Source organism: Paenibacillus sp. FSL P2-0136, assembly GCF_037975325.1.
Lineage (GTDB): Bacteria > Bacillota > Bacilli > Paenibacillales > Paenibacillaceae > Paenibacillus_AQ > Paenibacillus_AQ silagei.
In genome coordinates, this window is record NZ_CP150244.1 from 610,086 (window position 1) to 624,254 (window position 14,169).

Sequence of the window (14,169 nt, forward strand, 5' to 3'; positions counted from 1 at the left end):
GTTTCTCCTTAGGTGTATTGGTAAAAGTTTAACCCCAACTATACTAAATCCCCCTTAATATTCAACCCCGCGAACCTTTGAGTAGACCATTGTGTCTCTCAAGCTCCCCTGTACATCGGTCTTGTCATTGCGCAGAATACCTTCCAACGTAAAGCCAGTACGTTCGGCTACGCGTGCGCTCTGCGTATTGCGGGAATCGCAGCGGATCTCCAGCCGGTTAGCTTGTAGCTCCTGTATGGCGAAATCTGCAATGGCATTCACCGCTTCCGTGATGTAACCTTGACCGGCGAACGAGGTGTGTACCCAATATCCGATTTCAAATTTACGCACCTGCCAGTCGATCCGGTGCAGGCCGCTGCTCCCGATAAGCTGCCCTGTCTTCTTATGGAAGAGCAGCAGCCGGATATCGCTGCGTTCCAGGAACTGCAGCCGTGATTTCCGGATGGACACCTCCGATTCATCTACAGAAGGGATACGCTGGGCCCAGGGCATCCAAGGGCTTAATTCAGCGGCACTTTGCCGAACGGCTTCGTTTACAGCAGGGCCGTCCCCCCAGCGTGCTGCACGGATTTGCAGGCGGCTGCTTTCGAAGCTCTCCGGTACGGGAATCAGGATGGGGTCTATTGAATAATTGTTCATAAAATCTAGCTCCTATAGAGAGTATTTGGTGAATCAGTTACTTTCAGTATAAGCCATTATATACCATAGGTCATATTTCAGGGTTTTAATACCATAGATTTTAACTAAAGTCAATACGCTAAAGGATACCTAAAAGTACTCTCTGGTACTATTCACATTTAATGGCAAGAACGTTATCTTAGGTAATAAGAAGTGTTCACTATTAAGAACCTGTTGTAATGAACCTAGTACTGAAACGGTAGCGAAATTATAGACAGCTGGAGGTAACCCATGAGTGCAATCGCCGGGATCTATTCTATGCAGCATGGGCCGCTGGACCCGGAGCTCGGCCCGCGCCTGATGCAGGAGCTGCAGCGTTATCCGGCGGATGATGCCCGGGGCTGGAATACGGAGGGGCTGTTCCTCGGGTGCCACGCACAGTGGATTACCCCGCAGTCCCGGGGCGAGGTGCTTCCCTATTATGATCCGCAGCGGAAGCTGGCGATCGTAGCGGATGCCATCATCGATAACCGCAGCGAGCTCTACGGACAACTTCAGGTTGTCCGGGAGGATCAGGAGTCGATGCCGGATAGCCTGCTGATTCTTCTGGCCTATGAGAAATGGGGAGATCAGGCTCCGGTGCATCTGGTCGGAGATTTTGCCTTCATGATCTGGGATGCCGGCAGGCAGACGCTGTTTGGAGCGAGGGATTTCTCGGGGAGCCGGACGCTGTACTTCCACCGCTCAGGCAGACAGTTCTCCTTCTGTACCGTGATTCATCCGCTATTCACGCTAATGGATGGAGGACACGCGCTGCATGAAGGCTGGATCTCGGAATATCTGGCGGGCCAGGGCCGGATGGATGTCGGGGATATGTTCTCCACGGTATATGAGGGTGTGGAGCAGCTGCCCCCGGCGCATTCGATGACAGTCAGCCCGCAGGGGATTACCTTCTCCAGGTATTACACCTTCCAGACACCGTCTCCACTCCGGCTGCGCAGCAATGGCGAGTATGAGGAAGCGTTCCGTGAGGTGTTCGGACGGGCCGTCCGGGACCGGCTGCGTACCCACCTTGAAGCTGGTGCGAACTTAAGCGGCGGACTGGATTCAGGGGCGGTGGTGAGCTTTGCGGCGGAGGAGCTTCGCCGTACCGGCAAGCCGCTCCACACCTTCAGCTCGTATCCTCTGGATCACTTTACAGGGTTCAAGCTCGGCCAGCGGGTGACTGATGAGCGTCCATATATTCAGGAGACCATCGACTATGTCGGGAACATTGAGCCTAGCTTTTACAATTTTCCTGACCGAAGCTCTTATGGCGAAATCGACGAATGGCTCGATATTATGGAGATGCCTTACAAATTCATAGAGAATTCCTATTGGCTCAAAGGCATATATGAACAAGCCGGACTGAAGAATGCCGGAGTGCTGCTCAGCGGACAGCGGGGCAACTGGAGTATCTCCTGGGGACCGGCGCTGGATTACCAGGCGAAGCTGCTGCGTGAATTCCGCTGGTTCCGCTTTTACCGGGAGAATAAGCTGTACAGCCATTCGATGGGAGTAAGCCGCAAAAGAATGCTGAAAATAGCGGGACGCAAGGTATTTCCCTCTCTGGGCCAGCTGATGGCCGGGAAGCAGGAGGCTGCGCCGGAGCTGATCCATCCTGAATTTGCCCGGCGGACCGGGGTGCAGGAGCGGCTGAAGGAGCTGGACCAGTCGCCTGCTTCCCAGACCGTGTACGATATCCGCAGAGAGCATTTCCGCCAGCCGCATGTCTGGAATGTGAACGGAACGGCGGCTACCAAGCTGTCGCTGAAGTACAGGGTATGGGACCGGGATGCGACGAATGACCTGCGTGTCATCAACTTCTGTATGTCGGTGCCTGAGGAGCAATACGTTCAGAACGGAATGGACCGCTCGCTCATCCGCCGGGCGATGGAAGGGCGGCTGCCGGATAAGGTCAGGCTTAACCAGACCCGGCGCGGTATCCAGGGGGCGGACGGCATTACACGTATGCTGCCCGAGTGGCAGAGGTTCCAGCAGGAGCTGAGGGAGATGCTGCAAGACCCCCGTACTTCTTCTTATCTGAATCGTCCCGGGCTCGCCGGATGCTTGGACCGGCTGGGTAGTGAGCCCGAACCATTATTAATCTTTAACACGGATTTCCGCCTTCTTACAAGAGGACTGGTGTTTTACCGCTTTTTGAAGCGGCTCTCCTGAAGGACGTTTCTTGAAAGGGGGTGACAAGATGAAAAAGGAATACAGCAAGCCTGCATTGGAAGTGTTGGATGTGAAAATGACTATGGCTGGCCCGGGGGTATCCATTGCCGATGCGTTCCAAGCCGATCCAGATGAAATCGTTAGTCACTCCTAGTCTTCCTGCATTACCGCTCAGCCCTAATCCCTCTTAGCTTGCTGGAGGGGGATCAGGGCTATCCCTTTATCCGAAGTAATGTTTCCACTTGTCATCCGCAAGACAACGGGTGAAATTGACTGAGATGGAGTGAGCAGTATGGCTGGCACAGTGAAATGCCTCGGTTATAAGGCTTTTGGCCTGCAAATCCTCAGTGAGTTCGCGCTACCAGAACTTCCCCGTACAGATCACCCTGGAAGGATAGGGAGCCTGTCGGTAGTTGAAGGCCGTCTGGCGGAGCGATGGGAAGCGATACCGAAGATTACGCCGAATCTGGGCATCGCGGCGCATGAAGTGATGTTCATGGTGAAGGGCACCGCTATTTTTTCGATACAGAATGGCAGTACGATTACAGTCTCTCCAGCAGCAGGCGCAGATCCGGATAGCATCCGCTTGTTCATTCTGGGCAGCTGTATGGGTGTAGTATTGATGCAAAAAGGCATACTGGCCCTGCATGGCAGCTCGCTTGTGCTGGACAATAAGGCCTATGCGCTGGTGGGGCGTTCAGGTGCGGGTAAATCCACGCTTGCCTCCTATCTGATGGATCAGGGGCATCTCCTGGTCAGTGACGACGTTATTCCCGTGTTGGTGCATAATGGACATCCATTGGCTGTTCCAGGTTATCCGCAGCAGAAGCTGTGGCAGCAGAGCCTGGACTATTTGGGAATGAATTCGTCTGCGTACCGTCCGCTTTTTCAGCGTGAGACCAAGTTCGCCGTACCGGTGCATGACCGGTTCCAGAGTGAGCCGCTGCCGCTGGCCGGCATATTTGAACTGTCTGTGGTGCAGGACGGGCCGGTGGCCGTAGAGGCAATAAGCGGCTTGGACCGGCTTCATACCTTATACAATCATACTTATCAAAAAGCGCTGGTCGACCCAATGGGTGTCAGAGAATGGCACTTCGGGCTGCTGGCCTCGTTCGTAAACCGGCTGCCGATGTACCGGCTGACCCGCCCTGAGCAGGGCTTCAGTGCACCGCAGCAGACGGAAAAGATTATGGAGACGATTATGCCCAAGGTGAAGGAGATGAACCTATGAATATGAATACTACAGAAGTGCTGTCGCCGGATTCGGTACTGGTTCAACGGGAAGGCAATATCGCAAGTGATATGGACGGCGAGAAGGTCATGCTGAATGTTAAGAACGGCAAATACTACAACCTCGGCGAAGTTGGCGGTGAGATCTGGGAAGCGCTGGCTTCACCGGTATCGATTCGGCAGATTGCCGGGAAGATGCAGGAGATCTTTGAGGTGCCAGCAGAGGTGGCGCAGCAGGATGTCATTGATTTTGTACAGAATCTGCTGAATGAGGATCTGGTCTCCATCGTTAGCGGACCATGATGACCCTCCGGAGGCTCCGTCTTCTGCTGGTGCATGACAAGGCGTTGCTTGCGCTGCTTCCCGAGACATTATGGCGGCTGATGCTGGTCCGAATCCAGCTGTTGTTCCCCTTTGCCAGGACAGCCCCTCAGCTTGGGGTGAAATCCCTGGAGAGTCCCGCAGTATCCAAGCCTTCCGATCTTCGCCGCATCCAGCAGATTACCAAGGCAATCCGGGTGATGAGCCGCTATACTCCCTGGAAAAGCACCTGTATGGTCCGGGCGGTAGCCGCCCTGAAGATGCTGGAGAAGCGGGGCATTGAGAGCACCCTCTACATGGGGGTCGCCCGCGATAAGCAGGGACAAATGATTGCCCACGCCTGGCTGCGCAGCGGATCCCATTATGTCTCCGGGGATGATGCGATGCAGGGCTTCGTGGTGGTGGAGAAGTTCGCGAAGGTGTTACAAGCCGAGTAATCGAGGTGGGTCCATGCAAGCCATAATCTACTACGTCCGGCAGCTTCAGCGGTTGTCGGGCATGAAGCTGTATCTTAATCTGTTTGGCATGGTGATCAGCGGTCTGCTGGAGAGCTCTGCCATTCTGCTGCTGGTTCCCATGCTCGGCATGGCCGGCATTCAGCTGGGCGGCGCGGCGGCGGGCTATCATCTTCCCATGCTCGGATTCATCAGTGAGCTGCCGCAGTCCACAGCACTGCTGCTGGTGCTGGGCAGTTATGTTCTAATTGTGCTCTGCCAGAATCTGATCGCAAGGTTCGTGGCGATCCGCAATGTCGAGATTCAGCAGACCTATGGCAGGCAGCTGCGGGTTGAGGTTTATAGCGCATTGCTGCGGGCGCAGTGGTCTTTTTTTCTGAGAAAACGCACCTCTGATCTGATCAATATGATGACCACCGAGCTGGCCAGAGTCCTGGCGGGTATCAGCGGCTTCCTGCAGTTTCTCACGTCGCTGTTGTTCACCCTGGTGCAGATTGCCTTTGCCTTCTGGCTGTCCCCCAAGATGACACTCGCGGTTCTCGTCTGCGCGGCGCTGCTGTCCATCTTCTCCCGGCGGTTCATCCGTAAGGCAAAGAGGCTGGGTAGCCGCAGCACAGAGCTGGGCAAGACGTATCTAGGCGGCATTACCGATCAGTTGAACGGAATCAAGGATATCAAAAGCAATAATCTGGAGCAGTCCCGCCTCGAATGGCTGCATGCCTTCACCGGCGAGGTGAAGCAGGAGCAGCTTGACTACACGCGCCTGCGCTCTAACTCCCAGCTCCTGTATAAGCTGTCTTCCACGCTGCTGATTGCCGTATTTATCTTCGTATCCTTCCGGTTCATGCAAGTGGAAGGGCCGAATCTGCTGCTGGTCATTCTCGTCTTCACCCGGTTGTGGCCGACCTTCTCGACGCTGCAGTCGCTGCTGGAGCAGCTTGCCTCAGTAGTGCCATCCTTCAAACAACTGCAATCGCTGCAGGAAGAATGTCTGGCCGCTGTCGAGCATGAAGCGGATCAAGCCGGAGAACGGGTGCTGCCTATGACGCTGGAGCAAGGCCTTGAGGCCCGGAATGTCGATTTCCGTTATCATGCGGACGAGCCGCAATATTCGCTCCAGAACGTCAATGTGCGGATTCCCGCCCGGCAGATGACGGCGATTGTTGGACGTTCAGGTGCCGGCAAAAGCACGCTCGTTGATCTGCTCATGGGACTGATGCAGCCGGAGAACGGGGAGATTCTGGCGGATGGTCAGCCGGTCAGAGGGGAGCGGCTGCTGTCCTACCGGAGGTCCATCGGATATGTGGCACAGGACCCGTTCCTGTATAACGCGACCATCCGCGATAATCTAATGATGATCAAGCCGGATGCGGAGGAAGCGGAGCTGTGGGAGGCGCTGGAATTTGCTTCCTCGGCGGACTTTGTCCGCAAGCTGCCGGACGGACTGGATACACTGCTCGGCGACCGGGGTGTCCGCCTGTCGGGCGGGGAGCGGCAGCGCCTGGTGCTGGCGCGCGCCATTATCCGCAAGCCGTCGATACTGGTACTCGATGAGGCGACTAGTGCGCTCGACACTGAGAACGAGCAGCGGATTCAAGAGGCGCTGGAGCGGATCAAGGCTTCCGTAACGGTCATCGTCATCGCCCACCGCCTGTCTACGATCCGTGGAGCCGATCAGATTCTGGTCATCGACCAGGGCCGGGTCATCCAGCAGGGAGTCTACAGCGGTCTGGCTTCGGAGAAGGGCGGCATGTTCAACCGATTGCTGAAGGGCCAGGAAGAGGCAGGATAAGGGTATACCTTAAACGCGAATGTAATCGAAAAACCGAACACATTCGGTGCTGAGTGGGAGTGTGGTCCAAATGTAATCGAAAAACCGATTACATTGGGCGAGCGCAGAGGTTGTGGCCTGAATGTAATCGAAAAACCGATTACATTGGGCGAGCGCAGAGGTTGTGACCCGAATGTAATCGAAAAACCGATTCCATTGGGCGAGCGCAGAGGTTGCGGCCCGAATGTAATCGAAAAACCGATTACATTGGGCGAGCGCAGAGGTTGTAGCCCGAATGTAATCGAAAAACCGATTACATTGGGCGAGCGCAGAGGTTGTGGCCCGAATGTAATCGAAAAACCGATTACATTGGGCGAGCGCAGAGGTTGTAGCCCGAATGTAATCGAAAAACCGATTCCATTGGGCGAGCGCAGAGGTTGTGGCCCGAATGTAATCGAAAAACCGATTCCATTGGGCGAGCGCAGAGGTTGTGGCCTGAATGTAATCGAAAAACCGATTACATTGGATGGGCGCAGAGGTTGTAGCCCGAATGTAATCGAAAAACCGATTACATTGGCTGACCGCCACCCGGCTCCGAAACCGTAAAAAGGCACGTGCTGCAATTAACTAGCAGCACGTGCCTTTCTATATGCATTGGTGGGCCTCCGCTAATTCTCCTTCTCCGAACCCGTCACCTTCCGCCAGCTCCACAGCAAAGGCCGCAGCGGGAAATACAAGAAATGCAGCGGCTTCGGCAGTGGCAGGGTCTTGGCATCCGCTGCATAGGGATAGAGGAAGCTGGCGGAGCGGAGCATCCGGCTTCGGGTGGATAGGATGCTTGGAAGGTACCGGTTGAAATGCTGCTCCACCTCCGGCTCGAGCGGAGGGGTATTCAAATTCACGATGCGCGGAAGATAGAACAGAATGTCCTGTGCCAGCCTGCGGGCCTTGGGGTTGTCCATCAGCGGGGACAGCGCCGGGTCAACCGGCGTCTCCAGCAGCTCTCTGGCCAGAATCAGCGTCTGTCCTCCTATGGCGTTGTGATCATAGTGTTGTAGTAAGCGGACTAGCTTAGCGGAATCGGGCGGCTGCTGTCCCATTAGCAGCATCTTGATGTCCTGCAGCCATCTCAGCCGGGACCAGGCATGTCTGGCACCGTGTACAGCCAGGAACATGAACAGATCCTCCGGCCCCAGATAGCGGACATTCTGGCCGAAGGTGCTGCTGGTCCGCGAATGACGCCAGAGCTCGTCGAACGCAGGCTCTTTGGCGGGCCCCGGTCCTGACCGCCAGTGCAGCTCCAGGTTGACGTTGCTGACAGGATGCACGAACGTTGAATGATGCTCCCGCCATTTCCAGTCGCCAAGCAGGCTCTCGAACTTGTCTTCCTTCTCATAGCCCAGCCGGATCAGCAAGGTTTCGGCATCCTCCAGCTGTTCCATCGGCACCAGAAAGTCGAGATCCCGGGAGGTGCGCTGCGACAGGTCTCCGTACAGCTCCTGCCCAAGCACCGGCCCTTTGAGGAACAGACAGCGGATATTCAGCTCGGCCAGCTGACCTGCGATATTGCTCATTTCGCCGCTAAGGTGGAGCATCTGTACCGTATTCCTGCGGTATTGCCACTTCAGCTGCTCCAGAACGTCAGAAGGGATCACCTGCTCCTCCATCTTGCTCAGCCTGGAATATAGGTAGGGATACACCCTGTGCTGACGGTTCAGCTCCACGAATAAGTCCCAGTTCACCTCTGTGAACAACTGCGGATGCTTCCGCGCCGTCTCATCTGGACTTCCGGAATTCAGTAGTGCAAGAATAAGGTGTACTTCCTTGGTTAAGCTTGCCTGATCAAGAATCTTCCGGTCAGTCATAGGGACGCTCCTTATCTGAGTTGTGAACAGATCCGCACCGGATTTGTTCTATATAAAAGAACGATATTAGTGAGCGTACCATCGATAACCGAAATTTGTCAATTTTTCGCCAGGTGCGTCACGGAACTTATCATTCCTGCCAGTAGAGAATCATCTTGACTCCACAGGGACGGCTGCCCTTATAATGCAGATTAAGAGAGAAAAGAATCGACGGGAGAGTTGCTGAGGAATGGTACTGCTCGGAGCAATCGTGAATGGAATAGCAATAATTGCCGGAACTCTGCTGGGCAAGCTGCTGGAGCGGATACCGGAGAGTATGAAGAACACTGTGATGCAAGCGATTGGACTGGCGCTAATGCTGCTGGGGGTGCAGATGGGTCTGAAAAGCGGGAATTTCCTCATCGTCATCCTAAGTCTGGTGATCGGCGCTGTAGCCGGGGAGTGGATCAACATTGAAGACAAATTCACCCGTGCGGGCGATTGGCTGGAGCGCAGAGTAGGTGCGGGCGGCCGGGGAAGTATCTCGCTGGGCTTTGTCACGGCAAGCCTGGTGTGTGTTGTAGGAGCCATGGCTATTCTAGGAGCACTGGACAGCGGCATCAAAGGCAACCATGAGATCCTCTACGCCAAATCCATTATGGATGGCTTCATTGCCATGATTCTGACTTCTACGCTGGGCATCGGAGTGATGTTCTCGGCCATTCCTGTAGTTCTGTATCAAGGGGCCATCGCTTTACTGGCTACGCAGATTACCCGGTTTGTGCCTGATGTGCTGCTGAGCGACTGTATTGCAGAGATGACCGCTACAGGCGGGGTGATGATTATCGGCATCGGGCTGAACCTGCTCGGGATCACCAAGATCAAGGTAGCCAACCTGCTGCCCGGTATCCTGGTGGCTGTGCTGCTGGTCGTGCTGGTACATAACTTTCAATTCAATTGAGAGAATCTGAACTGTCTGTACACCTTTCTCGAGCCGGATGTTCTCCGCTTGTGCTTCAATGAACCTGCTTGCGTCTCTCGTTGATCGAACTAACCCACTGCTGAGTTTGATCTACTTTCCAAGCGGCGCATTCCTCCTGTTCTCCGTCTGTGTATGTAATTCTTAACAGTGGCTGACCGGCCTTCCCGGTTTTGCCGAGATGTGCAGTGGCTGTATCAACACTTAGGATAGATTTCAGCGGGAGGATCAGGCTTCTGGCGGGCAGATACATTTCCCATATCAGATCGTCCTTCAACAGAACAAGCCAGCCATTACCCCGGATTTGTCCCTGACCCAGTGTAGAGCGGCCATAGAAGTTGGCAAGACGGTCCGAGACAATAATCGTCTGGTCCTGCAACTGGCGGCGGATTCGCAAGATCCTGACACTTACTATGATTGCAGCAAGCAACAGTACTGTGAATACAATGATCATTGTAATGTCAATCAGCCCCTGACCTGATTTGAGATTATTCTTTGTGCAGCTTCTATGAGGAAATTATCATATGCTGTGGCCGACGGAAATGAGGTTGCGCACAGTATAGTCAGATGCGCTCGCACGGCTACAGCTAATGCTCCGGATGTTCCTCTTTTATCCCTCTATTCTTTGATTACAATAGCAATAACACCCCGCGCCTTTCCGCTTGCGCTAAGCGCATGGGCAGTGCGCAGCCCTTCTTCACTAAGTGGAAAAGCACCGCCGATCAGCGGCTCCAGCCTCCGCCCTGCCGTCAGCCGGGCCAGCTCGCTCAGCTGGTAGGGATCGGCAGCAGGAGTCAGATAAGCTGTTGTAACTCCCTGCTGTGCTGCCAAGGCCGGATCAGGCTGTTCAGCAGTGGAGATCAGCCTTCCGCCCGGAGCCAGTACTGCGAAGCTTCTGTTTAGCACACTGCCTCCTGCGGTATCAATCACCACATCGATGCTCTGCCCCAGAATCGCGGCAAAATCCTGCCCGCCGCTGTGAATCGCCTGATCGGCCCCGAGGCCCCAGGCAACATCCAACTCATCACCGCCGCTGACGGTAGTAATCACCGTAGCGCCCCGGAGCTTAGCCAGCTGTACCGCGAAGCTGCCGGTTCCGCCTGTACCGTTCTGTACCAGCACGCGGTCCCGGCTGGAGACCTTGGCGGCAGCCAGCGCCTGCCAGGCGGCAAGCCCGGCAGCAGGTAACACCCCGGCTGCTGCGAAGGATAAGCCCGGGGGCTTAAGTGCAAGCTGATCCTCCTTGGCACACGTGTATTCCGCGTAACCTCCGCTCTCGGCAGCAGGCTTCAGACCGAATACCTCGTCGCCAGGCTTGAAGCGGCTCACCGCTGCGCCGGTGTCCGCAATGATTCCGGCTACAACCACGCCGGGAACAAACGGACAGGCAGCAGGGCGTTCTCCGCTGACATTCCTTGCTTCATCCAGTATTCTGCAATCTGCCGGATGAACCGAGGTCGCATACATCTCAATCAGCACCTCATGTTCACCCGGAACAGGCAGAGGAATATCTATTTCTTTTAAGCTCCCGGACGAGTCGGACACTTCTAAGGCAATGGCCTTCATCTATAGTGGGCCTCCTTTATCTACTGGCGGATGATTTGGTACATACTATACGCATACGGCTACCGTTAGTCAAAATCCGTGATTCCAAGTCTTTTTCCATGAATGTTTGGACAAAAGATTGAAATCAAGCAGCGCAGTACGGTAGAATTGCACTAGGTAACGTTCTATATATCAGATTTAACCAAGAAGGGGATTGTAACGCTTGAATAATGAAGAAGTAATCCAAGAGCTGCCAGAGAACTATGACGAACTGAAGAGAGCCGCCGGCCGTTCCGCAGACTGGAGAGCGCGTCTTGAAGCGGTAGAAGAGCTGGGCCGCTACAACCACAAACAAATTATCGATATCCTTAATCGCCTGATGATCAGCGATCCTGTATATACCGTGCAAGAAGCTGCATATAACAAGTTGGTGGCTTTTGGCGAAGAGGTCAAGGTTCCATCGAAGAACAAAGCTGAACTGTTCAAAGGGGTATCCAAGATTATTCTGCGCATTAAGAAGAGTCTGCCCAAGGACCATTCTTACGAAGAGTTCAAAGAGAAGCTGAAGAAGATGCGGGTTGATATCTACGATGCCTATGAAGGCGAGAAGGGCGCGGATTTCGATCAGTGGCTGGAGAAGATGTGGGCTTCGGCTGCCAAGTAACCAGTCTCAAATAACATAGTTAATTAGCATGACAGCACCAAGCGGAGAGATAGGGGCGTTCCTTATCGCTCCGCTATATTTTTGTGAGAAAGGATGATTACATGCTTACGGTTACATTTCAGGAATTCCTTAAGCTGTCCACGCAGCTGCGTCCCGGGTACACCGCCAGTCTGGGGAAGGCTCCGGCAGGGGGCAGTGAGGCGATATTAGAGTTTACACCCGAAGTTCCTGCGCTTCTGCGGGCGGTCTATGATACAGTTCTTGGAACAGGCGGCGCCGAGGAAGATCCCAGTCTGCTGGAGTTCATTCCGGGCTACCGGCTGATTCATATCGGGGAATACGGCCATGAAGTGAAGATACTGTCAGGGATTCTGCAGGAGAAGGGATATACCGGCGGTGGAACCGTGTTGCCGCTGCTGACCAACTATGGAAGTGATTATATCTGCTATTACCGCTCTGAAGAAGGGGTGGAGCGGATCTGCGATCTGCTGCACGACTACGGCGATTTGGTGGTAATGTACGATTCGCCGGAGAAGTTCCTGGAGACGCTGTGCGAATTCTATAAGCAGGAGGTCTACTTTCTGGATGAGGAAGGCTACCTGGACTGCGATCTGGTAAAAGAAGGCGAAGTAGGCACAGCGCTCAACCCGGAGGCGGAATATTGGTCCGAGTAAGGTACGCACTGCACGATTAGGCGTCCAAAAACACAAAAATCCCCGTCCTGCATCACTGTAGGAACGGGGATTTTAAGGTTCTAAGCTGGTGGGGAGAGCTACCTGCTTGCAGTACTCCCTTGACTGAAGAGCTTCTGCTACTGGTTAGCCTTCTTCTCCTGCTCACGCAGCTCGATTCTGCGGATCTTCCCGGAAGTGGTCTTCGGCAGATCCGTAATGTATTCGATTTTGCGCGGATACTTGTAGGGTGCGGTCTGCTCCTTCACATGGGATTGCAGCTCTTTGGTCAGCTCCGGTGTTCCGGCATGGCCGTCCTTGAGTACGATAAAAGCTTTGACGACTGACCCGCGGATCTCATCCGGGCTTGCGACCACGGCACATTCCTTAACGAGGGTATGCTTCATTAGCGCCTCTTCGACCTCAAAGGGTCCGATCGTGTAGCCCGAGCTGATGATGATGTCATCGCCGCGCCCCTCGAACCAGAAATAGCCGTCCTCATCCTTGCGCGCCCGGTCGCCGGTTACGAAATACTCTCCATGTGAGCAGTTCGCTTTGCGCTCGGGATCCTTATAGTAGTTCTGGAACAGAGCAGGCATGCTCAGATGTACGGCGATATCACCGACCACTCCGGCCGGCAGCGGATGTCCGTTCTCGTCGATCACCTCGACAATGCCCGGAGCAATCGATTTGCCCATGGAGCCGACCCGAATCGGTTCATCCTTCAGCGCTGCGATGATGAGTGTGCTCTCTGTTTGTCCATAGCCGTCACGGATTGTAATATTGAAGTGTTGCTGGAATGTATGAATGACTTCCTGATTCAGCGGTTCACCGGCGGATACGGCGCAGCGCAGATTGGACAGATCGTATTCTGCCAGGCCCTCAGTCTTCGCCATCAGGCGGTATTCAGTCGGAGTGCAGCATAATACTTGAATCTTCTCGTCTTGCAGCAGCTGCAGGTAGCGCTCCGGATGGAAGGCTCCGTTATAGACGAAGCCAGTTGCCCCGTTGCCGAGTACCGTCAGGAACGGACTCCAGATCCACTTCTGCCAGCCCGGTGCGGCTGTAGCCCAGACCGTATCTGATTCACGGATATCGAACCAGAGGGAGGAAGTGATCCGCAGATGGGCATATCCCCAGCCGTGCGTGTGAACTACTGCTTTGGGATTGCCGGTGGTTCCGGAGGTATAGGCCAGAATGGCGATATCATCGCGGCGGCTGGCAACCGTAGGGTAAGAATCAGCTTGTCCTTCCATTAGACCTTCCAGGTCAATCCAGCCTTCTTCAGCCTCAGCCTCACCGCTGGAGACGGACAAGCGGTAGTCCAGTGCGGGCAGATCGTCGGAGATTTTGTTCACTTCTCCGGTAACCTCAGACCAGACAATAACAGCCCGCGCTTCGGAATGGCGCAGCCGGTACGAGAGATCCTTCGCCCGCAGCATTTCAGACGAAGGAATAACAGCCAGTCCCAGCTTCAGGCAGGCCAGATATATCGCATAGGCGATGATGCGGCGGGGGACCATGACCAGGATCCGGTCGCCTTGCGTAAGTCCGAGACCGGCCAGTCCGCCGGCGAGACGGTTAGCCTGAGCCATGAGCGCACCATAGGTGATTTGCTCCAGGCTCCCATTTTCATGTAACCATTTAATTGCAAGCTTATCTTCAGGATGCTGCTCCATTTCCGAAGTGAGATTGTAGAATTCAGGTGCGATCCAACGTTGATTATCCAAATGAACCTCTCCTATATAAGTGTGATGATGTATCTGTTGACTACAGTATAGCACGTTCTCCTAGTACCAGATGCTAATCGGCTCATAGGGAAGCGGAGAATGTTCTGTGACAGTCTTTATTTTG

General features: G+C 54.5%; 15 protein-coding genes. 10 read left to right on the plus strand and 5 right to left on the minus strand.

Going from position 1 to position 14,169, the window contains the following annotated elements; translation table 11 throughout:
* Positions 1-54 precede the first annotated feature (54 nt).
* Positions 55-639, minus strand: coding sequence for a GNAT family N-acetyltransferase (locus NYE26_RS02515; RefSeq protein WP_036730637.1), 585 nt, complete (start codon positions 637-639; stop codon positions 55-57).
* Between the two features lie 270 nt (positions 640-909).
* Here NYE26_RS02515 and NYE26_RS02520 point away from each other — a divergent pair, with 270 nt between their 5' ends.
* The 7 genes from NYE26_RS02520 to NYE26_RS02550 all read left to right on the plus strand — a co-directional run bounded on the left by NYE26_RS02520 (position 910) and on the right by NYE26_RS02550 (position 7,218).
* On the plus strand, positions 910-2,835 hold the full coding sequence (locus NYE26_RS02520; RefSeq protein ID WP_339253652.1) for an asparagine synthase-related protein: 1,926 nt from the start codon (positions 910-912) through the stop codon (positions 2,833-2,835).
* A gap of 28 nt (positions 2,836-2,863) precedes the next feature.
* Positions 2,864-2,989 (plus strand): paeninodin family lasso peptide, encoded by a 126-nt coding sequence (locus NYE26_RS02525; protein WP_036694602.1) that lies wholly within the window; start codon positions 2,864-2,866, stop codon positions 2,987-2,989.
* Positions 2,990-3,127: 138 nt separating this feature from the next.
* Positions 3,128-4,066 carry an aldolase gene (locus tag NYE26_RS02530; protein WP_339253654.1) on the plus strand — a complete coding sequence of 313 codons (939 nt, stop codon included), beginning with the start codon at positions 3,128-3,130 and terminating at the stop codon, positions 4,064-4,066.
* Positions 4,063-4,368 (plus strand): lasso peptide biosynthesis PqqD family chaperone, encoded by a 306-nt coding sequence (locus NYE26_RS02535; protein ID WP_036730627.1) that lies wholly within the window; start codon positions 4,063-4,065, stop codon positions 4,366-4,368. The genes NYE26_RS02530 and NYE26_RS02535 overlap by 4 nt, the downstream gene beginning before the upstream one ends.
* Complete coding sequence (locus NYE26_RS02540; RefSeq protein ID WP_036730624.1) at positions 4,365-4,823, plus strand: lasso peptide biosynthesis B2 protein; 459 nt, start codon at positions 4,365-4,367, stop codon at positions 4,821-4,823. Before NYE26_RS02535 ends, NYE26_RS02540 begins: the two co-directional genes overlap by 4 nt.
* Before the next feature lie 13 nt (positions 4,824-4,836).
* Positions 4,837-6,633 carry an ABC transporter ATP-binding protein gene (locus tag NYE26_RS02545; protein WP_339253657.1) on the plus strand — a complete coding sequence of 599 codons (1,797 nt, stop codon included), beginning with the start codon at positions 4,837-4,839 and terminating at the stop codon, positions 6,631-6,633.
* 93 nt (positions 6,634-6,726) lie between these two features.
* Positions 6,727-7,218, plus strand: coding sequence for a hypothetical protein (locus tag NYE26_RS02550; protein WP_339253659.1), 492 nt, complete (start codon positions 6,727-6,729; stop codon positions 7,216-7,218).
* Positions 7,219-7,280: 62 nt separating this feature from the next.
* Here NYE26_RS02550 and NYE26_RS02555 read toward each other — a convergent pair whose 3' ends face one another.
* On the minus strand, positions 7,281-8,477 hold the full coding sequence (locus NYE26_RS02555) for a nucleotidyltransferase family protein (protein ID WP_339253661.1): 1,197 nt from the start codon (positions 8,475-8,477) through the stop codon (positions 7,281-7,283).
* 229 nt (positions 8,478-8,706) lie between these two features.
* On the opposite strand from NYE26_RS02555, the gene NYE26_RS02560 reads away from it, so the two are divergent.
* The gene (locus NYE26_RS02560) at positions 8,707-9,417 is read left to right on the plus strand and encodes a DUF554 domain-containing protein (protein WP_339253663.1); all 711 of its coding nucleotides are present in this window, start codon (positions 8,707-8,709) and stop codon (positions 9,415-9,417) included.
* A gap of 55 nt (positions 9,418-9,472) precedes the next feature.
* Here NYE26_RS02560 and NYE26_RS02565 read toward each other — a convergent pair whose 3' ends face one another.
* Entirely contained in the window at positions 9,473-9,889 is a 417-nt protein-coding gene (locus NYE26_RS02565) for a hypothetical protein (protein ID WP_339253665.1), read from the minus strand.
* A gap of 164 nt (positions 9,890-10,053) precedes the next feature.
* Positions 10,054-11,001, minus strand: coding sequence for an NADP-dependent oxidoreductase (locus tag NYE26_RS02570; protein WP_339253667.1), 948 nt, complete (start codon positions 10,999-11,001; stop codon positions 10,054-10,056).
* Between the two features lie 202 nt (positions 11,002-11,203).
* On the opposite strand from NYE26_RS02570, the gene NYE26_RS02575 reads away from it, so the two are divergent.
* Entirely contained in the window at positions 11,204-11,644 is a 441-nt protein-coding gene (locus NYE26_RS02575) for a HEAT repeat domain-containing protein (protein ID WP_209875235.1), read from the plus strand.
* Positions 11,645-11,727: 83 nt separating this feature from the next.
* Positions 11,728-12,318 (plus strand): hypothetical protein, encoded by a 591-nt coding sequence (locus NYE26_RS02580; protein WP_339253670.1) that lies wholly within the window; start codon positions 11,728-11,730, stop codon positions 12,316-12,318.
* 137 nt (positions 12,319-12,455) lie between these two features.
* On the opposite strand, the gene NYE26_RS02585 is transcribed toward NYE26_RS02580, so the two are convergent.
* Complete coding sequence (locus NYE26_RS02585; protein WP_339257298.1) at positions 12,456-13,994, minus strand: AMP-binding protein; 1,539 nt, start codon at positions 13,992-13,994, stop codon at positions 12,456-12,458.
* Between the last annotated feature and the right edge of the window lie 175 nt (positions 13,995-14,169).

What these genes read in the sequence shown, in the direction of transcription:
- NYE26_RS02515 (WP_036730637.1), bottom strand. Translation starts at nt 639, where the DNA reads ATGAACAATTATTCAATAGACCCCATCCTGATTCCCGTACCGGAGAGC.
- NYE26_RS02520 (WP_339253652.1), top strand. Translation starts at nt 910, where the DNA reads ATGAGTGCAATCGCCGGGATCTATTCTATGCAGCATGGGCCGCTGGAC.
- NYE26_RS02525 (WP_036694602.1), top strand. Translation starts at nt 2,864, where the DNA reads ATGAAAAAGGAATACAGCAAGCCTGCATTGGAAGTGTTGGATGTGAAA.
- NYE26_RS02530 (WP_339253654.1), top strand. Translation starts at nt 3,128, where the DNA reads ATGGCTGGCACAGTGAAATGCCTCGGTTATAAGGCTTTTGGCCTGCAA.
- NYE26_RS02535 (WP_036730627.1), top strand. Translation starts at nt 4,063, where the DNA reads ATGAATATGAATACTACAGAAGTGCTGTCGCCGGATTCGGTACTGGTT.
- NYE26_RS02540 (WP_036730624.1), top strand. Translation starts at nt 4,365, where the DNA reads ATGATGACCCTCCGGAGGCTCCGTCTTCTGCTGGTGCATGACAAGGCG.
- NYE26_RS02545 (WP_339253657.1), top strand. Translation starts at nt 4,837, where the DNA reads ATGCAAGCCATAATCTACTACGTCCGGCAGCTTCAGCGGTTGTCGGGC.
- NYE26_RS02555 (WP_339253661.1), bottom strand. Translation starts at nt 8,477, where the DNA reads ATGACTGACCGGAAGATTCTTGATCAGGCAAGCTTAACCAAGGAAGTA.
- NYE26_RS02560 (WP_339253663.1), top strand. Translation starts at nt 8,707, where the DNA reads ATGGTACTGCTCGGAGCAATCGTGAATGGAATAGCAATAATTGCCGGA.
- NYE26_RS02565 (WP_339253665.1), bottom strand. Translation starts at nt 9,889, where the DNA reads ATGATCATTGTATTCACAGTACTGTTGCTTGCTGCAATCATAGTAAGT.
- NYE26_RS02570 (WP_339253667.1), bottom strand. Translation starts at nt 11,001, where the DNA reads ATGAAGGCCATTGCCTTAGAAGTGTCCGACTCGTCCGGGAGCTTAAAA.
- NYE26_RS02585 (WP_339257298.1), bottom strand. Translation starts at nt 13,994, where the DNA reads ATGGAGCAGCATCCTGAAGATAAGCTTGCAATTAAATGGTTACATGAA.